Source organism: Albirhodobacter sp. R86504, assembly GCF_042466415.1.
In the GTDB taxonomy this organism is placed as follows: domain Bacteria; phylum Pseudomonadota; class Alphaproteobacteria; order Rhodobacterales; family Rhodobacteraceae; genus Albirhodobacter.
Genome location: NZ_JAXHCH010000002.1, coordinates 1,042,710 through 1,064,079, shown reverse-complemented (window position 1 = coordinate 1,064,079; position 21,370 = coordinate 1,042,710). Strand labels below are relative to the sequence as shown.

Sequence of the window (21,370 nt, the reverse complement as noted above, 5' to 3'; positions counted from 1 at the left end):
TGTCGCAGTGACAAAGCTCCGCCCGCCGCCGTGAAGGAAAACCGATGTCCCAGCCCAAAATGCCCACCGCGGGAAAGCTCGTTGCCTGTATCGGGCTTGGAGGATTGGGATATTACTGCGGCGGAGAGGCGATGTTGATCCTGAAAGATCACTCGCGCATGGGGTATCTCGTTCCGCTTTGCGCGGCGATCGGCGGCTTCGTAGGGTGGACGGTGATCGGCCCCGATACGATGTCGCTCAACCTCGGGCATGGCAAGCGAAGCACCGGCGAGGGCAGCGTCAGCCGCGGTATTTCCACCGGTCTCAAGGGGGCGGTGTTCTTCACACTTTATATTCTGCTCAGCATTGGGCTTGTGCAAATGTTGCGCGGCTCGGTGCGCGGGCAATATGACGGCCCGATGGAGGCTGTCACCGATATCGTCGGGCAGGCGCTCAGCTTTGCGCAGGATCTGGCGCAGCCTGAATTGATCGGCGCGGTGGCGGTCGGGGCCGCGCTGATCGGGATTGTGGCCTCTTGGGCCGGAGCAAAATGGCAATGAGCGCAGTTTCGCAAGACGTCCTTCTGTCAGGCTGGCTCGCGGATCCCTCCCTGCGCGCGATTGTGTTCGCGCAGGCCGAGGTGGGCCCCGCTGAGGCGATTTCGCTCAGTGGTTACGCGGTGCAGGGCGATGTCATTCCGGCTATTGTCGCGCAGACGGGGAGTTCATGCCCCGCGATTAAGGTGAGCGGTTCTGCGCAAGTGATTGAAAGGCTGGAATATTTATCCGGAGGCGGTCAGGCGGTTTCGGTGGGTGGTCTCCCCGCACGGGCCTATCTCGGGGCGGGTTTGCCGGAACAGTGTGACAGCGATGCGCCTTGGGATCTCGCCTCTGCTTTGTCGCGGCACGGGGCGTTGATTCGTGACGCGATAACGCGGCATATGGACGGTTTAGGGGATGTGGATGCCGCGCAGGCGCAAGCGCGCTGGCCAATGGTTTTGGTGCGGGCGTCCTCCAGCTTGCGCGCGCGGTCGCAAGAAGCCCCCGCAGAACTTCGTCGCCGCGCACGTCCGGATGACGTTGAGCTTCGCCGCGTAAGTCAAGGATATACAAAGTTTTTTGCGGTTGAAGATTATGTTCTGGCTCACCGCCGGTTCACGGGTGGAATGAGCGCCGAGATCTCACGCGCGGCTTTCATCTCGGGCGATGCGGTGGTGATCTTGCCATATGATCCTGCCCGCGATCAGGTGCTGTTGGTGGAGCAATTCCGCGCGGGGCTGTTCGCGCGCGGCGATCTCAATCCTTGGTCGCTTGAGGGCGTCGCTGGGCGCATTGACGCGGGCGAGACCCCGCAAGAGGCAGGCCGTCGCGAGGGCGAGGAGGAGGCCGGCGTCACGTTTTCCGATCTGCTTCAGGCGCCCTCCTATTATCCGTCTCCGGGGGCAAAGGCTGAATTTCTCTATAATTTCGTGGGCCTTTGCGACTTGTCTATCCTGCCGTCAGGGGGCGGCGGCTTGGAGGAAGAAGGCGAGGATATCCGGTCGCATATCATTTCGTTTGATCGGATGATGGCTTTGATCGCGAGTGGCGAGATCAACAACGGACCCTTGGTCGTTCTGGCCTACTGGCTTGCGCTTGAGCGGGACAAAATCAGAGCAAATGCCGCAACCCGCGAACGCTGTCCCTTTCCCGCGCAGCCGTGATGCGAGAGGGGTTGAGGCCGCCGCGCGTTGCGCCTAAGTCTTGGTCAAAGCCCTGCCAGATATGATCTGACGGCACGACATTGAGGAGAGCATGATGCGCATTTGCAGCGATTTGGCCAATACGGTCGGGAACACACCATTGATCCGGCTTAAGAAGGCCTCCGAGCTGACCGGATGCGAGATTCTCGGCAAGGCGGAATTCATGAACCCGGGTCAATCGGTGAAGGACCGCGCGGCGCTCTACATCATCAAGGACGCGGTCGCGAAGGGCTTGCTGCGCCCGGGCGGAACGATTGTGGAGGGCACTGCGGGCAACACCGGCATTGGCCTCGCCCTCGTGGGCGCCTCGATGGGCTTCCGGACGGTGATCGTGATCCCCGAGACGCAGAGCCAAGAGAAAAAAGACATGCTGCGTCTGGCAGGCGCCGAGCTCGTGCAGGTGCCTGCGGCGCCTTACTCGAACCCTAATAACTACGTGCGCTATTCGGGCCGTTTGGCGGCAGAGCTTGCTCAAACCGAACCCAATGGCGCGATCTGGGCCAACCAGTTCGACAACACCGCCAACCGTCAATCGCATATCGAGACGACGGGCCCCGAGATTTGGGAGCAAACCGCTGGCAAAGTGGACGGGTTTATCTGCGCGGTCGGTTCGGGCGGCACCCTCGCGGGCGTCGGGATGGCCTTGCAGTCGAAGGGGGTCAAAATCGGTTTGGCTGATCCCGAGGGTGCGGCGCTGCATTCGTTCTATACGGAGGGTGTCCTGAAATCCGAGGGCTCGTCGATCACCGAAGGCATTGGCCAAGGCCGGATCACCGCGAATTTGGAGGGGTTCACGCCGGATATGAGCTTCCGTATTCCGGATTCCGAGGCGTTGCCGATTGTGTTCGATCTGCTGGATGAGGAAGGCTTGTGCTTGGGCGGGTCGTCCGGGATCAACGTTGCGGGCGCTATGCGTATGGCCCGCGCGATGGGGCCGGGGCATACGATCGTGACGATCTTGTGTGATTACGGAACGCGCTACCAATCCAAACTCTTCAACCCTGAGTTCTTGCATGAAAAAGGCCTGCCTGTGCCGCATTGGCTGGATGCTGGCGGCCGTGTGCTGCCGGAGGTTTTTGAGGGATGATGTGTTTCCTGCGGGTTTGGTGTGCGGCGCTTGTCTTGGGAGTTGCGCTGATCGCGCAGCCATTGGTCGCGCAGGAAGCAACGACAGATTATGCGGCTTGGGACACCTTCGCGAGCCAGGCCACCGAGACAACTGCGCAAGACAGCACGTCCGATACGGCGCTGTCGACCTTGCGCGCGCAGGCGGTGAAATGGCGGAATGAATTCATCACCCTGCAATCGAGCAACAGCGATCAGATCGAGACGACAAAAGATCAGATCGCAGCGCTCGGCGCGGCCCCCGCAGAGGGCGAGACGGAGGATCCGTTGATCGCGCAGCGCCGCGAGGAATTGAACGCGACGCTCACCAAATTGCAGGCGCCCGGCATCCAAGCGGGCGAGGCCGCGAGCCGCGCGGACGGGCTCATCCGTAATATCGATAAAGTCACGCGTGAACGGCAAGCTGATAAGCTTTTGCGGCTGTCGCCTTCGGCGGCAAATCCGGTGAATTGGCCGGCGGCGGTCTCGCTGTTCCGGTGGATGGGCGCATGGATTTATGAGGAGACGGTCTGGCGGTTCACGCAACCGATAAACTTTGACACGTTGCGCAACAACGCGCCCTTGATCGCGGGGCTGCTCGTTGTCGCGGGGATCTTGCTGTTCCGCGGCGGGCGTTGGATGGGGCGTTTGACGCAGTGGATGCTGACGAAAACAGCGATGCGGGGCCGTGATCTGATCTCGGGTCTGGTATCGCTCGGGCAGGTTATTCTTCCGGTGACGGGGGCTTTTCTTCTGACCACCGCGATTGGTCGCACGGCGCTATTCGGCCCGATTATGATGGATTTCTTCGGGCATCTGAATTTTGTCTTGCTCACGATCCTTCTGGCTTGGTGGCTCGGCGGGCGGGTGTTCCCGACGCGCAGCGGTATCGAGAGCGCGCTGAGTTTGGCGGAGGAAGGGCGCGCCGAGGGTCGTTTCCACGCGCTGATGATGGGGCTTGCTTTGGGGCTCCAACAGCTTTTGGTCAATTGGATCATGCCTCGCGCCGAATCCTATCTCGGCGGGACGGAGACCGCTGCGGCGGAAAAAGCTGCCGAGGCTGCATCGCGGGCGGATGCGGCGATGTCGGTTTTGTTCGTGCCGTTGCAGATTTTTGCCGCGCTGGTGTTGTTCCGCATGGGGCAATTACTGCGTCGGCAGTTGAAGTTGAGCGGCGAATCCGGCGAGGATGTAGCGTTCCGCTACGGGCTGCTGAAGCTTTTGGGCAATGCCGCCATCCTGATCGCGATTGCCGCCCCGACCCTCGGCCTGATCGGCTATGTCTCGGCGGCGAACGCCTTGATCTGGCCCGCACTTCTCACCCTTGCGGTCTTTGCAGGGGTGGCGGTGTTGCAAGAATTCCTGACCGAGTTCTACGTCGCGCTCTCGCGCACGCAAGAAGGGCGCCGCGAAGGGTTGATCCCTGTTCTTGCGGGCTTTGCCTTGGCGCTTTGTGCCCTGCCTGTTCTGGCGTTGATTTGGGGCGCGCGCGTCGAAGACCTATCCGACCTATGGACGCAAACCGTGCAAGGCTTCGCGGTTGGCGGCGTGCGGATCTCGCCCGCGATCTTCCTGACCTTCGCGATTGTATTCGGGATCGGCTACGCGGCGACGCGCGGCCTGCAAGGGGCTTTGAAATCCACCATCCTTCCCAAGACGCGCTTGGATAAGGGCGGTCAAAACGCGATCATTTCGGGCGTCGGCTATATCGGTATCTTCCTCGCCGCACTCATCGCGATTTCGTCCGCGGGGATCGATCTAAGCTCCCTCGCGATCGTCGCAGGGGCGCTTTCAGTCGGCATCGGCTTTGGCTTGCAAAACATCGTTTCCAACTTCGTGTCGGGGATCATCTTGTTGATCGAGCGCCCGATTTCCGAAGGCGATTGGATCGAGGTGGGCGGCCAAATGGGGACGGTGAAATCCATCTCCGTGCGCTCCACGCGTATCGAGACGGCGGATCGTACCGAGGTGATCGTGCCCAACGCTGATTTTGTGTCGGGGCAAGTCACGAACTGGACGCGCGGCAATAAAACGGGGCGCGCGCAGGTGCCTGTGGGCGTCGCCTACGGGACGGATACGCGGCAGATTGAGGCGATCTTGCTCGAGATCGCGAAGGATCATCCGCTGGTGATGATGAGCCCTGAGCCGCAGGTTTTGTTCATCGGATTTGGAGCGGACAGCCTTGATTTCGAGATCCGCGCGATTTTGGCGGATGTTTTGTTCCGACCCAAGGTCATCTCCGATATGAACCACGCGATTGCTCAGCGGTTCGCGGCGGAAGGGATCGAAATTCCATTCGCGCAACGTGATTTGTGGCTGCGAAATCCGGAACTTTTGCCAGGAGCGAAGCCTGTGCCCAAGCACTCCTCGGCGACTGAACCAAAGACGGTCGAGACACCCGATGCTAAAAAAATGACGCCCGAGGAAGCGCGCGCGCTTTACGGCGACGACGATGGCGATTCCGGCGGCGAAATGGACGGCTACGGAGGTCACACTTCGTGATTTTCACCCAATCGCTCTACCTCGACGCGCCCAATTTGCGCGAGGCAGACGCTATTGTCTTGGGGCGCACCGCGGAGGGGGGGATCATCCTTGACCGGTCGATCTTCGCGCCCGCGCAAAGCGGCTATCCGGGGGATTCAGGGCGGCTCGCTTGGTCCATCGCGAAGCCTTACGGTCCGCCCGAGCGAATGGAGACGATCATCGCGACGACGTTGCGCAGCGAGGGCAGGGCACCGATCCTCCTGAGTGCCGAGCCCTATGCGCTACCGCCTCTCGGTGCACGGGTTGTCCAGCATCTCGATTGGGAACGTCGGCATCGCTTGATGCGGATGCACACGGCCTTGCATCTCCTGTCCATCACCCTGCCAAGACCGGTGTTGGGCGCCAAAATCGGCGCAAAGAGCAGTTGGATCGAGCTCGGTGACCTCCCCGAGACGGCGCACGCTCGCGTGGTGGCGCCCGTTGACATCAGCGAGTTAGAAGCAGGGATGAACCGCCTCGTCGCGATGCAATTGCCGGTCGCGAGCCTTTGGAAGGGGCGCGAGGTTGCGCCCAGTCTAGCGCCCATCTACGCGCATCTCACGCGCGAGAGTCTCGGCCCCTCAACGCGCGTTCCGGCGACGGTGGACGAGACGCAGGCGCGCGGCGGCGTTGGTTTGCTGCGCGCGCGGAGCGAACACGTCACGCGCGCGCAGCACGCGTTGCGATTGGTCAGAATCGGCGCGCAAGACGCCCCGCTCGATGTCCAGCCCTGCGCAGGGCCTCATGTCAGCAACACAGCCGAAATCGGCCGCATCCACGTCCAGATTAAGCGCGCCGCGCAAATATCTCGCGCGGAGGATGAACGGTCGGCGGATCATTTGCGCGGGTTTGGTCGCCTAAAAACCGGCGAGACATCGCTGCGCCTTTGGATAAGCCTCGCCTGATCGAGCCACCGCCGGAGAGCGCTTTAAAAAAGCGTCCCATCACGCATTTTTTTCGCATCCAAGCCCTTGCAACCCACGTAACTCAAATATAAACCCGCCCACGGACAGGTGGCCGAGTGGTCGAAGGCGCACGCCTGGAAAGTGTGTAGGCGGGGAACCGTCTCGAGGGTTCGAATCCCTTCCTGTCCGCCACTTACCCTTGAAATCATGAGATAAATCAATAACTTGGGTGAGGCGAGCCTCTAGCTGTCCCCCAGTTTGTCCCCCTTCGTGATTTTGTGAGGACTCCGAGAGCCTGTCTCGGTTTTCGGCTGGCAAAGCCAATGCGACCCAAAGCAAATCGGCTGGAACGCGCCGCCTGCCTCGCGCGCGCGTTACGTGCTTTGAATGATGTTGCTTTTATAAACCCGCTTTCTCGCGCGCAGCGTGGAAAGGTCACGGAATTGCGCGCACAGGGTCAAACCTTTTGGCGTGGTGGCTGGGCAATGTCTCCGCTGCCCAGCGCCGTTGATGTTGCGAAGGGTCAAAGCTGCGGGATGACGCCGCCTGCCTTCGTAAAGATCCAGAACCGAACAAAGACCCATATGCAGGCAATCAAGGTCACCTTGTCACCCAATGACGTGCCGCCCGCGTGGATCTGCCCGATGACGCCAAACCCGATCAACCCGAACAAGACAGAGGCCCCGATAGCCCAGCCTTTGAAGGTCCATGCGCAGAGAACCCCGAGGATTGCCCAAGGTGAGATCTGGCCCAAAAGGTCGGAGGCATCCGTGAAGGCGTGAGGGGCTGGGCCGCTGAGAATGGCCGCGATGATCCAGACGCCTATGGCTAAATGTATAATTGTCCTGATTTTCATGACGCGCTTTTCGTCACCCCCGTAAATGCGTCATAAAATTGATGACGGCGGGGCAGGGTGGCGAGGTGATTTCATCGCTTGCGTCACGGTTTTGCGGACGGGGTGTCACAGATTTTGTGCGGGGCTTTCTATTTTCGATCACGCGAGGCGCGGACCAGCTTCTAAACGCTTGCCGTGCTGGCGTCGCATCCACCCTCATTTCATCGAAGGCCCATTTGGTCGTCTGCCCTATGCCGCTCGGGCCAAGGTGCGGTTCGGATGTGGCATGAATAAAGCCGTGATCGACAAGTTCGTTGAAAAACTTCCCGAGCGAATTGCGATGCAGATTGAGGAGCGCCCCAGCTTCGCGATGACTGAGCATGATCTGCCCGTTGTTCTTGCCGTTGAAACGCGCTTTGAGTTCGACGTAGAGCGCGCGCGCGGTTGGTGACAGGTCTTGCCACGCCGGTGTTTTCATAATGCCGTGGAACACTTGAACAAATTTCGAGCCGCCGCCTTTGCCGAAACGATTGTTTCTATTCGCCATGGTTTGACCTCCCTTTGATGTTGGGCAAGCGGTTGAGGACGGGCGATGGTGCTTCATTTAAGCCGGACCAGAGGCGCAGAAGGGTCTTTTTGCATCGACAATGCGCGAGAGAAAGCCAGCGCCCCCCGTCCCCTCCTTTCTGGCGCTGGATGATCCATTGCATGTCGTCTTTGCAGGCGATGACGCGGTGCGTGGATCCGCGTGTGATGACGCCGCCATAGGCGCAATCTCGTTCGCTGTTGGTCGGGATGGTCATGGGCGAGCCTCCCTTGCGCAGCGTGTCACTTTGCTCATCAGGGTGAACCGCCCGTGACGCCCCTTAAACTCGCCTCCGTTCGGCTCGTATTCGGTGCTGATAAGCAGACCTTTCATCCGCAGGTCTAAGACATGCGCGGAGATGCGGACGCCGGGGAATTGCGCCGTCACGAGTCCTTGGGGCCCCGCGTCGATCAATTGGTTCAGCATCCAAGCCGCCCGACCTTTGAGCGATAGGGTGCGCCCGGCTTCGTCGCCTTGCGCAAGGATAAAGCTGGACCATGCCCCCGGAAGGGGTTGTGAAATTTTTGACATGTGACTGAATCCTTACTTCGCGGCGCGTTGATTAAGCCACGCATCCACTTCGGACGCGCGCCAAGCAACGGAACGGAGGCCAATCTTGAGGGCAGGGGGGAAGGTGTTTGCCTTCATTGCCGCGTAGATTGCGCTGCGGCTGAGCCCCGTGAGATGTTCGACTTCGCGGCGTCGGATCATTCTGTTTGTCGTCATAAAAAAACTCCTCTCGCGGGTGCGCACATTTTTTGTGATGCGAACCGGCGTAGTTCTGATAACAAAGGAGTCGGATCTCTTATCCATTTCAGCTTTTGAGGAGGGCAATCCTCTCGAGCAACTCCTAGGGTGTCCTTCTTGGGCGCCCTAGGAATCATTGAGCCCCTGTTGGTGGCCCAAAGCAATAGTAATGACCGGCCGGTGTGAATTTTCCCGCATGTTTATTGCTCGAGTGTCGCTCGCACACCACTACATCTAGTGTCTGCGCGGATCTGGACCCTACATAGTGTACACAATGTACATAATGTGCATTCTGCTCCATAAGGACTCCCTAGACGTCGATAAACTGCCTGTCATAGTAGACATAACCCTTGGATGATGTGTTCTATCGACGTGCATCAATCCGAAATGTTCACCCTTCGTGCGCGCGGCCTTACTGCCCCGCCCGTGATTCGGTCAGTTCGATATATGCCGCCCAGCGCGACATCAGTTTGCGGCGCAGCGCGAACAATTCGGAGCGCGCATAAGCCGCTTCGGTTTTGTTGGTCAACTGATGCGCCAGTGCCGCCTCTGCGACCTCGCGTGAGCCTTGGCAGTTCTCTTGAGTGCAAACGCGGAAGGATGATCGAAAGCCGTGAATATCCACTTGGAAGCCAAGGCTCTTGATCAGCTTCGACATCGTCGCGTCGGAGAGAGGACGCCCGAAACGTGCGCTTGGAAACACGAGGTCGGATCCGTCCGACACTGCTTTTGCCGCGCGAAGAACCCGCATTGCCTTCGGTGGCAACGGAACACGGTGATCGACCTTGGCCTTCATGCGTGACGCGGGAATCCGCCATTCGCGGGCTTGCATGTCGATTTCGGACCAGAGCGCCCCGCGCACCTCGCCCGACCGCCCAACGGTGATCAGTAAAAACTCAAAAGCCAGTTTCGTCGTCGCGCCCGCGTTGCTGGCCTTCACGGCTTTGAGGCATGTCCCGACATCTGCATAGGGCAATGAGAGGCGATGCGCGGGCCGCTTGTCGTGCTTGGGCAGGGCCTTCGTTGCATAGAGCGCCGGATTGTCCGTGCGCCAGCCTTTCACCACAGCCCAGCTTAAGACACGGCTGATGCGCTGATGGACGCGGCGCGCGGTCTCGGGCTTGCTGTTCCAGATTGCGACCAGCGCCGTTTGCACGTCGTCGGATGTGATTTCGGAGACCTTGCGTTGCCCGAAATGCGGGAAGGCGTAGGTTTCCAAGGTGCTGAGGAATTGCGCGGCATGTTTCGGGTTGCGCCATGTCGGACGGTGGATCCGGTAGACCTCTTGCGTCGCCTCGCAAAATGTCATCACGGCGGCATCCGCGCGTTTGATTGCCAGAGGGTCACCGCCCGACCTTGCGACCTTGCGATTGTGAGATGCGGCCTCGCGCGCCTCCGCAAGTGTCACGAGATCCGCAGAGCCTAGGCCGATTTCCGTGCGCTTGCCGCGAACCATGATCCGCTGAACCCAACGGCGCGACCCACTTGCTTCGACCCGCAGGAAAAGCCCGTTCCCGTCGAAGTGCTTCCCCGGCTCTTTCACCGTTCGCACGAATGCCGCCGTGAGGGCTTTCTTAGGGGCGCGTGTCATGTGGCCTCGCATGGTTCGAAAGATCCATTCTGTCCCCCAGATTGTCCCCCATAAAATACAGGAACATGTGAGTCCTCGCAAGACACTGTTGGACGTAAAGGCCCTTATTTTGTTGGGCTATTGTGGCGTCCTTGGTCTCTGTTGGATGCCGGAACGGTAGACTTCCTGTCCGCCATTTGAACATTGCAAACCCGAAAACAGGTCCCTCGCGGGGCCTTTTTCTTTATGTGCCAAAGGGGTTTGCATGGACCATCCGCCCTTCAGAGACTGGCCTGCCGCGCGATATCGGTCTCCGAACGCCCAGCGTCTCTTTCCACCCGCCCCTCGCTCCCGGCGAGACGGGTTCAAAAAATCCATGCATTTCAAGGGACTGGCGGGGTGGCATTGCGCCCGTGTTTCTCTGGTTCCGGCTTGTTTCGATGAAGTCAGAGGCGCGACACGGGCGGCGTGGTCGTTGGTGTGTCTTGGGAGTTTTGCGCGAAGTCTCTGATGACAAACGCAGTTTCCACCCCTAGCCTGGCGCAATGCCGAACGGGGCCTGGACCGATCAAGAGAACGACCTGATCGTTGCGGATTACTTCGCGATGCTGGCAGACGACGTCTCTGGCCGCGCCTACAACAAAGCCGAGCACCGGCGCGGGCTTCTGCCGTTGTTGAATGATCGGTCTGAGGGATCGGTCGAGTTCAAGCACCAGAACATCAGCGCCGTGCTGAGGGGCTGGGTGTGGTCTGCCCCCACCGAGTGGTCCAGTTTGAATGTTAGTGCATGGTCGGCCTCTATGGATCGACGACAGCGCTGGCGACGACCCTGACGTTGTCGGCCGTCGTCAACTGCATCGGCATCGGTTTCCAGCGCGGCACCCATACCAACTGGCAACTGGTCCAGAACGACGCCTCCGGCGCGCCGACGCTCACCGATCTCGGGGCGAGTTTCCCGGTGACGAGCACGACGAACGTCTTAACCCTGACGCTCCTCGCTGCACCTCGCGGCGATCCGTCAATTTGAGCGGTTTGTGGGGTTCAAGGACTTCCGAAACGTCACGGCGGAGGATGTGAACGGTTGGCGTTCTGAGCTGGTCGCCCGGGCGGCTAAGCGTAAAGAGGACGGCGGACTGAGCCGGTCCTCGGTGCGCCATCTCGCGTCTCATCTCAAAGCGTTCATGGCTTGGTTGATTAATCAGCCCGGGTTTAAGGATCTCGCAGGGCTCGAGGCGTATTTCGCGCTCCCCCGAGCGATGCAGGCGCAAAACGGATGCGAAAGACCGCGCGCCTAGAGCCTGAGCGAGGCAAAGGAGATGCTTTTGGGCCTTCCTCACGGCACTCTCAAAGAGCGCCGAGACCGCGCCATTTTTGCGGCCGCTTTTGCCTCAGGCTTTCGCGAGCAGGCATTGATTTCCCTGCGATTGCGTCATGTTAATCTCGCAAAAAAGCAGATGCATCACGATGGGGAAACCCTGCGGGCGAAGAACGGCAAGAGCTTTATCGTAGAATGGTTCCCGCCAACCGAGGCGTTCCAAGAGATATTTTCGGCTTGGGTGCAGGAAATGCGAGGCTTTGGTCTTGCCGAGGACGAAGCCGTTTTTCCGGATATTGGTGATTTGGCACAACTGGCCACAAATGGTGAAACGCCCCGTGCAAAATTCCTTCCCTTAAAGAGCGCATCAGCTGTCGACGCGGTGTTCCGTACCGCAAGCGAAGGGAGGCCGACACGCTACACCCCCCATTCCGCGCGCCACTGCCTCGCGCAACTCGGCGATAGGCTTTGCCGGACAGTCGAGCAACGAAAAGCATGGTCGCTCAATTTTGGCCATGAGAATGAGGGGATTACGTGGAAGCATTACGGAAACGTAAGCGCCACCCGCAAGGCAGAGATTTTTGAGGAGTTCGACGTGGTAGACCGCTGGCAAGACGACGATATGCGCCTGATGCTTGACTATCACAGCCATAGGCTTGATCGCGGCACCCCAGAATTTGAGCGCGCTCAAACGCTGTGTGAGGAGTACAATGCGAAATCAGGATGATGTACCCGCCGCGTCTGGCTGCGGACCTGGTCGCCTTTGATGCAGCTAAACTAGCATTGCTCTGTTAAGTTTTTTGTCCTCAATGAGCCGGTCAGGCCAACGAGCTTTGTGTGGGGGAGACCTGCCCCCCGAAAAATCCCTCACCTTGGTGTAGAACCTGCCCAATATTGAAGGAGCAGACGAACGCGAAAGAGCCGTGTCACCGAGGCGCAGATTATCGGGATGATCAAGAAGCAGGAAGCAAGTATGCCGACGGCCGAGGTGTGCCGCAAGTATGGCCTCAGCCCGGCGTCGTTTTACAAATTCAAGTCTAAGTATGGCGGCATGGAAGTCTCCGAGGCGGCCAGGCTTAAGGCCCTCGAGGACGAGAACGCCAAACTCAAGCGCCTGTTGGCCGATACCATGCTGGACAACGTCGTGCTGAAAGACCTGCTGGGAAAGACCTGACGACATTGACCAAGCGGCGAGAGGCAGCGCTCCGGGCGATGCTGAATTACGACATCTCGCAGCGCCGGGCCTGCAGGCTGGTCGGTGTCGATCCAAAGACGGTCCGGCGCGAACGCCCGCCCGATTGCCTCGATCCGCAAGGAAATGCAGGTGATTGCCAGCGAACGGCTTCGGTTCGGCTACCGCCGCATCGGCATCGTGCTGGACCGAAAAGGCATGAGCATGACCCACAAGAAGCTGTATCGCATCTACCGCGAGGAAGGACTTTCGGTGAAACGACGGCGCGGCCGGAAACGGGCGCGTGGCACCGCAACACCGATGCCGTCGGCCGAGGGCGTCAACGCGCGCTGGTCGCTCGACTTCGTGTCCGACAGCTTCGGCGCCCGCGCAAGTTCCGGATCCTCGCCGTGATCAACGATTGCACACGAGAATGCCTGCGCCTCGTGGCGGACACCAAGTTTTCGGGCGCACGGGTTGCCCGAGAACTTGGTGTCCTCATCCGAGTCTATAGCAAGCCTAGTTGCATTGTCAGCGACAATGGGACCGAGTTCACCAGTCGGGCGATCCTGAAATGGGCAGATGAGACCGATGTGCCGTGGCACGACATTAACCCAAGTAAACCGCAGCAGAATGCCTTTATCGAGTCGTTCAACGGCAGCCTGCGCGACGCGTTATTAACGAGGAGATCTTTGACACCTTGGACGATGCCCGGCGAAAGCGAGCGCTATGGCGATATGACGACAACGCTGGCAGGCCGCATTCGTCGCTCGGAAACCAGACGCTACTGCAAGCGCGCCGAGCGCTTGAGCAATTTGAGGGCTCCGCGCCCGTCGCGCTCGCCCAAACCGAAACTCAGGATTATCAAAATCAAACCCAAAGGCTCTCATTATGAACGCGGGATCAGGGGGGGCTGGTCAACCAATAATGCGCCCCTTATTCCAAGCGGGGCGAAGTGCGTGAATGGCCGGTAAGTTTGGTCTTTGCATGGTAGATCCTCCGATCCGGCATACCCTCCCACATCGACAACCCGACGTTGCCACTGCATCTCATCACAAAATGCTGCGCTGCATCCTAGGTCGGTTGTGAGCCCCTCGTCGCTCTGCGCCCACTCGCGTCCACGGCGCCGCCTTTTCCCTCACCCCACCCCAAACTTGCCGATCAGCCGCTCAGGGCGCATCTGCGCGGTCGGGTTTACTCCCCACGGTATAGCTCTCGCGGACCCCCATTCGCTGCGCCCAATCGAACAGCGCGGATCTACGGCGCGTCGTAGACCGACTGGGTAAACGGAGGCCCCTTGAAATCGCCGCGATCCGTTTGAAATCGTCCTGCGAGAGCTGCTCTTTGCCATCGGCGCCTGCCGCAGGCCCTCACTTTCGCGCTAAGCCCTGCCGCCGTTAACGGCGGCTTGGTGTTTTTGTCGCAGGATCGGCCTGTTGGCCAGAACGGCTGTTCAGTTTTCCCGAGAGAGGCTGCGGCGCATATCCCCCTGCCATCCGACCAGAGTGCCATTGACCCTCGGGCCGGGAAGCTCAAATTTGGCGGCAGGAGCAGGAAATGGCGACGTATAACGGCACCACGGGCAATGACACGATCAACGGCAGCAATGATTCCGGCGACAGCATCGACGCAGGCGCAGGCAACGACTCAATTCTGGCTTACGGCGGCAATGACACCATTGTTGCGGGCGACGGCGCGGATACCGTGTGGGGCGGCGGCGACAATGACCTGATCTACGGCAATGGCGGCAATGATAGGCTGAATGGCGATGCGGGCGATGATACGGTCTACGGGGGCGCGGGCGCGGATTACGCCAGCCTCGGATCGGGCAATGACCACTTTGGATCGACCAACGGTGAGGGCGGCGCGGACACGGTATATGGCGGCACCGGCAATGATAGCATCAACGGCGGCGGGGAGAATGACCTGCTCTACGGCGAGGCGGGCGATGACACGCTGCGGGGCGGCACCGGCAATGACACTTTATCGGGCGGCGACGACAAAGATACCTTCCTGATCGATGAGGGCGACGGGACCGATAGTATCGACGGCGGCACGGGCTGGGACAGGGTCAGCTTTGGCGACGGGGGCGGCACCTCCGGCGTCAACGTAGTCTTCAGCGGCACGGATCAGGGCAGCTATGCCTTCGGCAGCGGTAACGGAAGCGGCACGTTCACCGCGATAGAGACGATCACCGGCACCAGCTATAACGACACGATCAATGCAAGCGCCGATACCAATGGCATCGTGGCCAATGGAGGCGCGGGTAATGACAGCATGACCGGCGGCTCGGGCGACGATGAGCTTTACGGCGCGGACGGCGATGACACGCTGGCGGGCGGCGCGGGGGCGGATGATCTCTACGGTGGCACGGGCGATGATGTCATCATTGGCGGCGCGGGTGATGACACGCTGGTGGGCGAGGATGGCAATGATTGGTTTATCATCGACGCCAATGACGGAAATGACACGATCGACGGCGGCACGGGCGCCGACGTCCTGCAATTCGTCAACACCAGCTCCACCTCCGGCGTCAATGTCACCTTCACCGGATCGGAGGCGGGCACCTATTCCATCGGCACCCTTGGCTCGACCGGCAGCTTTAACGATATCGAGATCATCTTCGGCTCCGCCAATGCCGATACCCTCGACGGCAGCGCCGGAACGGTGGGCGTCACGCTCGACGGGTTGGACGGGAACGATATCATCACCGGCGGATCGGGGGCCGACAGCCTGAAGGGCGGCGATGGCAATGATACGCTTGCGGGCGGCGCGGGCGATGATGTGCTGACCGGCGGCGGCGGCAATGATGTGATCGACGGCGGCGATGGCAACGATATCGCGGTCTATAACGGGCCGTTTGAGAATTACAGCTTCACCCTCGCAGGCACGGATTTGATCGTTGCGGATACGGTGGGCGGCGAAGGCACGGATACGCTGTCGGGGATCGAGCGGATCCAGATCGATGGCACGGTCTATGGGCTGCGTCTGGGATCGGCCGCGGCGGAGACTTTTGACGACGACTCGGCGAGCGGCGCGCCGCTTTTGGTGGTCGCGGGGGACGGGGCGGATGTCGTCATTCTCGGGGCCACAGATGACATTGCTCTGGGCGGCGAGAGCGATGATACCCTGAATGGCGGCGCGGGCGATGACACGCTTTCGGGCGGGGACGGCGCGGATCTGTTCGTGTTTGACGCGGGCGGCGGCAGCGATGTCATCATTGATTTTGACACCACGCTGGTCACCGGACGCACGCAGGACCAGCTTGATGTAAGCGGTCTGCGCAATCTTGCTGGCGATCCGGTCACGGCAAACGATGTCTCGGTCAGCGATGATGGCAGCGGCAATGCGTTGCTGACCTTCCCCAATGGCGAGACGGTGCTGCTACGCGGGGTGGATCCCGCCTCCGTCGATAGTAAATTGGCGATGGCAAGGATGGGGATCCCGTGCTTTGCGACCGGAACAATGCTGCGCACGCCGTCCGGGTGGCGCGCGGTGGAGGGCTTGCAGGCGGGTGATTTGGTGATGACGCGGGACGGCGGCGCAGTTCCGGTTCTCTGGGCGGGAGGGCGGGAATTTAACCGACAGGATCTGCTGGCGCATCCGCATTTGCGGCCTGTTTTTTGTGAGACAGGCAGTGTGGGAAACCAAGGGCCTGTCTTGGTCTCGCCGCAGCATAGTATTTGGATGGCGCTCGGCGGCGAGGAGGTCTTCGTCCGCGCCGTGCATCTGGCCCGCGCGGGCTTTGCCGGTGTGCGGGTGGACGTCGACCGCGTGCAGATCGGATATCATCATATCTTGTTGCCCCGTCACGCGATTTTGGACGCACAGGGCGCCGCGATGGAGAGCTTCTACCCCGGACCGATGGCGATGGCGTCCCTGATCCCGCAAGCCCGCCGCGCGGTGGCACAGGTGATTGCGGGATCAGGGTTACAAGACGATCTTCAGCCCGTCTATGGCCCCCGCGCTAGACGCGATTTAACTGCTCGGGAGGTGAGCCAGGCAGTGAGGCAAGGCCGTCTGCTTGCTCTGAGCGCTGATCTGCGCGAGGAGCTGGATCAAAGACAGGCCTGTGCCGCCGCAGGGTGAGGCCGGCTGCGGCAAAAGGCGCCCAAGCGGGGATGAAGAACCAGACCAGCTGGCCGCTCCCGTCTTGTGCCCAACGCTATCTTTGCCCGCCTAGAGGCCCGGCAGCGGGCTAAATTTCAACCTCGAGAACGTCTCCTCCCAGCTCGAGCTGACCTGATCGTGGGTGGCGAGGCTGAGTTTCTCGAACGGGCCGATGTCGATATCGCCGGTACTGGTCACGCAGCTCAAAGGAAGCCGGATGCCAAGCTCGCCCTCAGAGCGGCGGAACGCATTCGTTGTTTAGTCCCGGCATTACTGAACTGGCAACTGTTCCGGAGTTTCTGCGCGCCGATGACGAGTTGGTTATCCATCGTCTTGATTGGCTTGGTCGCTCGACACGCGACTTTCTGAAACGGGTGCATAAACGTGATGCCAAAGGGGCGGCGCGGCGCGTTTCGGAACCCGAAGTCACACCGGTGGGCGATAGGGCCGCATGGGTATCACCGGTCTCGGCATGGTGGCCGGCATCGAACTGAAGTTCATCCGCGACCGCCAGCGGGCCGGCGTCGAAGCTGCGAAGGGCAGGGGGGCTACACGGGGCGACAAAAGCATGTGGATCATGATGCGATAAAGCGCCTTGCTGCCGACAATGCCTCCCAAGCGCAGATTGGGCGCGCTCTGGGTGTCAGTCTACCGTGCGTTGGAGACCTCATCGGCAAAATAGGCCTTCTGACCCGAGTAAGGTGTTCGACTGGGGGGCAGATTGAACAGCGTGTGTGAGATCACTCGCAGTTGACCCACGCCCGCTTTCCGAGGCGTAGGCGGGCGGGGCGGGTAAACCTTTTCATATTTGATGGTCCTCCACAGGCTCTCCAAGAAGACGACCTCATGCCACGCTCCTGTGCCATCCATGCTGATCTTAATCTCCCAGCTTGCCAGAGCCTTTATGAATTTGGCCGAAGTTAATTGGCTGCCCTGATCTTCTCTGCTCGCTCTCGCTGCAGTTGCCGCGCGTCAGGTGGTGCCAGATGCAACGCTTACTTTATTTTGCGCACGGTTGAGCTACCCCCTAAAATTAGGACACTGACGTAAGCTGCGATTTGTTGTCTGTTGATCTTCAACACGAAGGAGATCGACGATGTCGAAACGGAAGCAACATCATCCAGAATTCAAAGCCAAGGTAGCGTTGGAAGCGCTGAAGGGCGAAGAGACGGTCAGCGAGCTGGCCAGTCGGTTCGGCGTGCATCCCACGATGATCCATCAATGGAAACGTGCTCTGCTTGAAGGTGCGTCTGGCGTATTTGAGCGTGGCGGCCGGAAGGCACCGGAAGTCGATGAAGAGCAGGTCAAAGACCTGCACGCCAAGATTGGGGAGTTGGCCGTCGCCAACGATTTTTTGGCAAGAAAGCTCAAACCCTGGACCGACAAATGAGGTGCAAGATGGTTGAGCCCAATCTGCCTGGGCTGTCTGTTGGGAAGCAATGCGCGTTGCTGTCGATCTCTCGATCCTCGTTCTATTATGAGCCGAAAGGCGAAAGTGAAATGAACCTCGACCTGATGCGGCTGATTGATAAGCAGTTCCTGGAAACCCCGTTTTACGGCGTGCGCCAGATGACTTGGCACCTGCGAAATGAGGATCACGTCGTAAACGAGAAACGGATCAGACGCATTATGCGGCTGATGGGCCTCATGCCCATCTATCAGAAGCCGAACACCAGCAAGGCGGCAAAGGGGCACAAGATTTATCCTTACCTGCTGCGTGGGTTGCGGGTAAATCGGCCCAACCAAGTCTGGTGCGCCGACATTACCTATCTGCCAATGCGGCGCGGATTCTTGTATCTTGTGGCAATCATGGACTGGCACACACGCAAGGTGCTGGCTTGGCGCATCTCAAACACGCTGGAGGCAGAGTTTTGCGTCGATGCGTTGAACGAAGCGATCCACAAGTTCGGCCCGCCTGAGATTATGAATACCGACCAAGGCTCACAGTTCACATCGTTTGCATGGACAGACCGACTGAGCCGCTCAAATGTCCGCATTTCAATGGATGGCAAGGGCCGCTTCCTTGACAACATCTTCGTCGAACGACTGTGGCGGTCCCTGAAGTATGAATGCGTCTACCCGCATGCTTGGGAAACCGGATCGGAGGCGAAAGCAGGCATCAGAAAATGGATCGAGTTCTACAATCACAAGCGACCGCATTCCTCGCTTGGCGGCAGGCCACCTGCCGTGGTCTATTGGCAGAGAATTAAAACAACCAACCCCGATCAGCAGGTGCAAAGAGTAGCTTAATTTACGCCAGATCCTGTCCAACAAATGGGGAGTAGCTCACGGTAGACGTTTTGTACGCGCGCTTCATCTTTCTAGATTGAGTTGCGATTATTGTTATATGGCTGTTTTCATTTGGTAAAATGGATATGTGATGGTGGTGTTGAAATTCAATTTTACGCACACTTCCGCGTTTTCTGACGGATGTCTTTCGTCTCTATTACAGTGACGACTCCGTCGACGTTTCAAGGAGCCTGTCGTCTATTCCGCGAATGGAAGATACCGCCCATTTAGGCAGCGCATTGATCTTCCCTGTAATTAGATTTGGCATGAACCTTGAAAGAAGCCCAGCCTGCGCCATTGCGCCCAAGGGCAAGTGGCCGACACCAGGCAAGGTTAAAAGGTGCATGTCTTTGTATCGTGGTCCGACATACTGAAAAACGAACCGAGAATCCCGTAAATGGAGAGGATCAAAGATAATAACTGGGGGCTGGCTCGAAAGCGGTTCTGGAAGTTCACGTTCATGAAAAAAGTCGATATTGCTATATCTGTTGTGCGGAAAGGCCGGATGGTTTGACAACCGGGGTGACGCAGCCACTATCCGTGCAGATATGCTGCCACCGAAGTAGAGTGCTGCGTATCCGCCCAAGCTGGCACCGTAGCACACAACGCGGTCGTAGGCCGAGCACACTTTAGCAACCGACTCTGTAAATTGTTCGCGTGATAAGAGTTGGTATTGTGAAAGTCGCTGTTGGGCCACAAAAATTGTGTCATACCCCTGTTTGAGCGACCATTCGGTGCCAAACCCTTTCTGGGCAATGCCACTTTTTATTCCGTCAAATGTGATAACGAGCGTTCGTCTTTGTCGTCTGTGCCTATGGGCATAAATGCCATACCCATCATCTTCGGCGATTACTTCTGATTTAACGGGCATTGTTTCTCTTTTGAGCGATAATAAGGCCCTGCATATCTTATTCTTAGTCCAATGTTAAACTATGTGCGGCGCATTTTGGGGAACAGGTTGGGGTTGTTGCATAAACGCGACTGGCCCTTGCCCTTTAGGGTCAGATGATGCGGATGATCTCGGGGTGGCAGAGGCCAGCAAAGCGGTTGATGATTGCGACCAAGATATGGGTTTCGGCGCGCGGCCACTGGTTGGCGATGCGCTCCAATGGCTGGATCAACCACGCGGCGGGGTCGACACTGTTCATCTTGTAGGTCTGCCGTCGGGTGGCGATAGTGGCCCACGTGCAACCTCCGCCATCGGATCCGGCAAACAGGCTGTTTTTCCTCGTGATTGTCTGGCGCTGATGGCGCGCTCGACGATGTTGGACCCTAGCTCGATGCGGCCGTCACTCAGAAATCGTTCGAAGATGTCGCGGCGCGTTATGCCATAGCGTAGCGCCTCTGCCAGCGTCGACTTGCCCGCGATACGCGGCAGGCTTTTCTCCCAGAGGGCGAACAGTTCCGTAACGATCGGAGCCGAGACAGCTCGCCGTGCGAGAGGCGGGCTTCAGGGCTTTGACCTCGCACATCTGTCTCAAGCTTCCAGAGATCTGCTGTGCGCTCGACCGTAGTGGTGACGACCTGGCTGACCTCGGCCTTCTGGGCCTAGTCGTTCAGGGTCTGGGGTGGGCAGCCGATCTTCGTCGCAATCGACATAATCATCTGCCAACGCGACCCGTTCTACCCTTCACTATACTCCTGCCGGTGCCATGGATGCGTGGCATCGGCAGCTTCGTCCGCGAACTAGCCCTTCGCGCTGCGCGCGGCAAACGGCCGCTTCGAGCCCTATTTACCGATTTTCTGCATTGCAACGAATGTCCACTGCCACGTGAAGGCCAAAAGCCCCGGCCATGTCCGGAAATCGCGTTGGCAGGCCCAGCATCCGTCCTTATGGCACGTTTTCAAAACCAAAAGACCGAACGACTTGACGGTCTTTGAATTGTGTTTGATCCTATGGTCGTTACCTCCATTCGCACGACTTCCTCGTCGCTTGATCCCGCGGCACTTGATGGCGAGAATTCGGGACCATCTTCTATGGCCTGAACACAAGACGCGTTTGATCAATTTGTAAAAGGAACGATCAATGCCAGAGAAACGTATCATGTGCTTTGGCGACTCCCTCACTTGGGGCTGGGTGCCTGTAATCGAGGGCGCGCCAACGAGCCGCTATCCAGCGGATGTGCGTTGGACTGGATTGCTACAAAAAAATCTGGGCGAGGGCCATGTCATCATCGAAGAGGGTCTGGGCGGACGCACCACATCGTTAGATGACCCCACGGATCCGCGTCTTAACGGCAGTGCCTATCTGCCGTCTGCGTTGGCCAGTCACCTACCGCTCGATCTCGTGATCCTCATGCTCGGGACCAATGATACGAAGGCCTATTTCCATCGCTCAGCGTTCGAAACCACGGTTGGGATGTCCAAGCTGGTTGGCCAAGTGCTCTCATGTGCCGGTGGCGTCGGGACTGTCTATCCAGCGCCACAGGTTCTCATCATTGCGCCGCCCCCCTTAACGTCGATGCCACACGCCTTTCGCATCGCGTGACGTATTT

The 21,370-nt window shown here is 59.1% G+C and carries 20 protein-coding genes, 1 tRNA gene and 4 pseudogenes; 16 read left to right on the top strand and 9 right to left on the bottom strand.

Going from position 1 to position 21,370, the window contains the following annotated elements; all coding sequences use genetic code 11:
- The first annotated feature begins 44 nt into the window (after nucleotides 1–44).
- The 6 genes from SJY32_RS07155 to SJY32_RS07130 all read left to right on the top strand — a co-directional run bounded on the left by SJY32_RS07155 (nucleotide 45) and on the right by SJY32_RS07130 (nucleotide 6,444).
- Nucleotides 45–539 carry a TrgA family protein gene (locus tag SJY32_RS07155; RefSeq protein ID WP_376873345.1) on the top strand — a complete coding sequence of 165 codons (495 nt, stop codon included), beginning with the start codon at nucleotides 45–47 and terminating at the stop codon, nucleotides 537–539.
- Nucleotides 530–1,681 carry an NUDIX domain-containing protein gene (locus SJY32_RS07150; RefSeq protein WP_376873343.1) on the top strand — a complete coding sequence of 384 codons (1,152 nt, stop codon included), beginning with the start codon at nucleotides 530–532 and terminating at the stop codon, nucleotides 1,679–1,681. Before SJY32_RS07155 ends, SJY32_RS07150 begins: the two co-directional genes overlap by 10 nt.
- A gap of 94 nt (nucleotides 1,682–1,775) precedes the next feature.
- Nucleotides 1,776–2,807 carry a cysteine synthase A gene (locus SJY32_RS07145; protein ID WP_376873341.1) on the top strand — a complete coding sequence of 344 codons (1,032 nt, stop codon included), beginning with the start codon at nucleotides 1,776–1,778 and terminating at the stop codon, nucleotides 2,805–2,807.
- Nucleotides 2,804–5,326: a DUF3772 domain-containing protein gene (locus SJY32_RS07140; RefSeq protein WP_376873339.1), complete on the top strand. Its 2,523-nt coding sequence runs from the start codon at nucleotides 2,804–2,806 to the stop codon at nucleotides 5,324–5,326. The genes SJY32_RS07145 and SJY32_RS07140 overlap by 4 nt, the downstream gene beginning before the upstream one ends.
- Nucleotides 5,323–6,252, top strand: coding sequence for an alanyl-tRNA editing protein (locus SJY32_RS07135; protein WP_376873337.1), 930 nt, complete (start codon nucleotides 5,323–5,325; stop codon nucleotides 6,250–6,252). The genes SJY32_RS07140 and SJY32_RS07135 overlap by 4 nt, the downstream gene beginning before the upstream one ends.
- 102 nt (nucleotides 6,253–6,354) lie before the next feature.
- Nucleotides 6,355–6,444: transfer RNA gene (locus SJY32_RS07130), tRNA-Ser, on the top strand.
- Between the two features lie 331 nt (nucleotides 6,445–6,775).
- On the opposite strand, the gene SJY32_RS07125 is transcribed toward SJY32_RS07130, so the two are convergent.
- The 6 genes from SJY32_RS07125 to SJY32_RS07100 form a co-directional block, all read right to left on the bottom strand.
- Nucleotides 6,776–7,108, bottom strand: a complete 333-nt coding sequence (locus tag SJY32_RS07125; RefSeq protein WP_376873335.1) for a hypothetical protein — start codon at nucleotides 7,106–7,108, stop codon at nucleotides 6,776–6,778.
- A gap of 13 nt (nucleotides 7,109–7,121) precedes the next feature.
- A complete protein-coding gene (locus SJY32_RS07120) occupies nucleotides 7,122–7,634 on the bottom strand; it encodes a hypothetical protein (RefSeq protein ID WP_376873333.1) in 513 nt (170 codons plus the stop codon).
- Nucleotides 7,624–7,890, bottom strand: coding sequence for a hypothetical protein (locus SJY32_RS07115; protein ID WP_376873331.1), 267 nt, complete (start codon nucleotides 7,888–7,890; stop codon nucleotides 7,624–7,626). The genes SJY32_RS07120 and SJY32_RS07115 overlap by 11 nt, the downstream gene beginning before the upstream one ends.
- A complete protein-coding gene (locus tag SJY32_RS07110; protein WP_376873329.1) occupies nucleotides 7,887–8,204 on the bottom strand; it encodes a hypothetical protein in 318 nt (105 codons plus the stop codon). Before SJY32_RS07110 ends, SJY32_RS07115 begins: the two co-directional genes overlap by 4 nt.
- A 12-nt stretch (nucleotides 8,205–8,216) precedes the next feature.
- Entirely contained in the window at nucleotides 8,217–8,399 is a 183-nt protein-coding gene (locus SJY32_RS07105) for a helix-turn-helix transcriptional regulator (RefSeq protein WP_376873327.1), read from the bottom strand.
- Between the two features lie 433 nt (nucleotides 8,400–8,832).
- The gene (locus SJY32_RS07100; RefSeq protein WP_376873325.1) at nucleotides 8,833–10,011 is read right to left on the bottom strand and encodes a tyrosine-type recombinase/integrase; all 1,179 of its coding nucleotides are present in this window, start codon (nucleotides 10,009–10,011) and stop codon (nucleotides 8,833–8,835) included.
- Nucleotides 10,012–10,535: 524 nt separating this feature from the next.
- Here SJY32_RS07100 and SJY32_RS07095 point away from each other — a divergent pair.
- From SJY32_RS07095 to SJY32_RS07065, 7 genes and pseudogenes are all read left to right on the top strand, one after another.
- Nucleotides 10,536–10,730: pseudogene (locus tag SJY32_RS07095) on the top strand (hypothetical protein); the annotation flags it as partial.
- 53 nt (nucleotides 10,731–10,783) lie between these two features.
- A pseudogene (locus SJY32_RS07090) lies at nucleotides 10,784–11,002 on the top strand (DUF2793 domain-containing protein); the annotation flags it as partial.
- 310 nt (nucleotides 11,003–11,312) lie between these two features.
- Nucleotides 11,313–12,032, top strand: a complete 720-nt coding sequence (locus SJY32_RS07085; protein WP_376873323.1) for a site-specific integrase — start codon at nucleotides 11,313–11,315, stop codon at nucleotides 12,030–12,032.
- A gap of 246 nt (nucleotides 12,033–12,278) precedes the next feature.
- On the top strand, nucleotides 12,279–12,479 hold the full coding sequence (locus SJY32_RS07080) for a transposase (RefSeq protein ID WP_376873321.1): 201 nt from the start codon (nucleotides 12,279–12,281) through the stop codon (nucleotides 12,477–12,479).
- An 84-nt stretch (nucleotides 12,480–12,563) separates the two neighbouring features.
- A complete protein-coding gene (locus SJY32_RS07075; RefSeq protein ID WP_376873319.1) occupies nucleotides 12,564–12,890 on the top strand; it encodes an IS3 family transposase in 327 nt (108 codons plus the stop codon).
- Nucleotides 12,887–13,371, top strand: a pseudogene (locus SJY32_RS07070) (integrase core domain-containing protein). The gene SJY32_RS07075 and the pseudogene SJY32_RS07070 overlap by 4 nt, the downstream one beginning before the upstream one ends.
- Before the next feature lie 662 nt (nucleotides 13,372–14,033).
- Nucleotides 14,034–16,565 (top strand): Hint domain-containing protein, encoded by a 2,532-nt coding sequence (locus SJY32_RS07065; protein WP_376873317.1) that lies wholly within the window; start codon nucleotides 14,034–14,036, stop codon nucleotides 16,563–16,565.
- Between the two features lie 90 nt (nucleotides 16,566–16,655).
- On the opposite strand, the gene SJY32_RS07060 is transcribed toward SJY32_RS07065, so the two are convergent.
- On the bottom strand, nucleotides 16,656–16,784 hold the full coding sequence (locus tag SJY32_RS07060) for a hypothetical protein (protein ID WP_376873315.1): 129 nt from the start codon (nucleotides 16,782–16,784) through the stop codon (nucleotides 16,656–16,658).
- Nucleotides 16,785–17,037: 253 nt separating this feature from the next.
- On the opposite strand from SJY32_RS07060, the gene SJY32_RS07055 reads away from it, so the two are divergent.
- Together SJY32_RS07055 and SJY32_RS07050 are read left to right on the top strand one after the other, a co-directional pair.
- Nucleotides 17,038–17,175, top strand: a complete 138-nt coding sequence (locus tag SJY32_RS07055) for a hypothetical protein (RefSeq protein ID WP_376873313.1) — start codon at nucleotides 17,038–17,040, stop codon at nucleotides 17,173–17,175.
- Between the two features lie 507 nt (nucleotides 17,176–17,682).
- Nucleotides 17,683–18,836, top strand: a protein-coding gene (locus tag SJY32_RS07050) for an IS3 family transposase (RefSeq protein ID WP_376870199.1) whose coding sequence is annotated in 2 segments (ribosomal slippage) — nucleotides 17,683–17,950 and nucleotides 17,950–18,836 — 1,155 coding nt in all. Because the reading frame shifts where the segments join, the coding sequence is not laid out codon by codon here.
- A gap of 196 nt (nucleotides 18,837–19,032) precedes the next feature.
- Here the strand turns inward: SJY32_RS07050 and SJY32_RS07045 are convergent.
- Complete coding sequence (locus SJY32_RS07045; RefSeq protein ID WP_376873311.1) at nucleotides 19,033–19,746, bottom strand: hypothetical protein; 714 nt, start codon at nucleotides 19,744–19,746, stop codon at nucleotides 19,033–19,035.
- 130 nt (nucleotides 19,747–19,876) lie between these two features.
- A pseudogene (locus SJY32_RS07040) lies at nucleotides 19,877–20,390 on the bottom strand (transposase); the annotation flags it as partial.
- A 511-nt stretch (nucleotides 20,391–20,901) separates the two neighbouring features.
- On the opposite strand from SJY32_RS07040, the gene SJY32_RS07035 reads away from it, so the two are divergent.
- On the top strand, nucleotides 20,902–21,363 hold the full coding sequence (locus tag SJY32_RS07035; protein WP_376873309.1) for a GDSL-type esterase/lipase family protein: 462 nt from the start codon (nucleotides 20,902–20,904) through the stop codon (nucleotides 21,361–21,363).
- Nucleotides 21,364–21,370: the final 7 nt, after the last annotated feature.

Bases quoted from the DNA above. Each gene is read 5' to 3' on its own strand.
- SJY32_RS07105 (WP_376873327.1), bottom strand. From the start codon at position 8,399: ATGACGACAAACAGAATGATCCGACGCCGCGAAGTCGAACATCTCACG.
- SJY32_RS07140 (WP_376873339.1), top strand. From the start codon at position 2,804: ATGATGTGTTTCCTGCGGGTTTGGTGTGCGGCGCTTGTCTTGGGAGTT.
- SJY32_RS07145 (WP_376873341.1), top strand. From the start codon at position 1,776: ATGCGCATTTGCAGCGATTTGGCCAATACGGTCGGGAACACACCATTG.
- SJY32_RS07055 (WP_376873313.1), top strand. From the start codon at position 17,038: ATGGGTATCACCGGTCTCGGCATGGTGGCCGGCATCGAACTGAAGTTC.
- SJY32_RS07045 (WP_376873311.1), bottom strand. From the start codon at position 19,746: ATGCCCGTTAAATCAGAAGTAATCGCCGAAGATGATGGGTATGGCATT.
- SJY32_RS07150 (WP_376873343.1), top strand. From the start codon at position 530: ATGGCAATGAGCGCAGTTTCGCAAGACGTCCTTCTGTCAGGCTGGCTC.
- SJY32_RS07080 (WP_376873321.1), top strand. From the start codon at position 12,279: ATGCCGACGGCCGAGGTGTGCCGCAAGTATGGCCTCAGCCCGGCGTCG.
- SJY32_RS07120 (WP_376873333.1), bottom strand. From the start codon at position 7,634: ATGGCGAATAGAAACAATCGTTTCGGCAAAGGCGGCGGCTCGAAATTT.
- SJY32_RS07155 (WP_376873345.1), top strand. From the start codon at position 45: ATGTCCCAGCCCAAAATGCCCACCGCGGGAAAGCTCGTTGCCTGTATC.
- SJY32_RS07110 (WP_376873329.1), bottom strand. From the start codon at position 8,204: ATGTCAAAAATTTCACAACCCCTTCCGGGGGCATGGTCCAGCTTTATC.
- SJY32_RS07125 (WP_376873335.1), bottom strand. From the start codon at position 7,108: ATGAAAATCAGGACAATTATACATTTAGCCATAGGCGTCTGGATCATC.
- SJY32_RS07115 (WP_376873331.1), bottom strand. From the start codon at position 7,890: ATGACCATCCCGACCAACAGCGAACGAGATTGCGCCTATGGCGGCGTC.
- SJY32_RS07035 (WP_376873309.1), top strand. From the start codon at position 20,902: ATGCCAGAGAAACGTATCATGTGCTTTGGCGACTCCCTCACTTGGGGC.
- SJY32_RS07100 (WP_376873325.1), bottom strand. From the start codon at position 10,011: ATGACACGCGCCCCTAAGAAAGCCCTCACGGCGGCATTCGTGCGAACG.
- SJY32_RS07065 (WP_376873317.1), top strand. From the start codon at position 14,034: ATGGCGACGTATAACGGCACCACGGGCAATGACACGATCAACGGCAGC.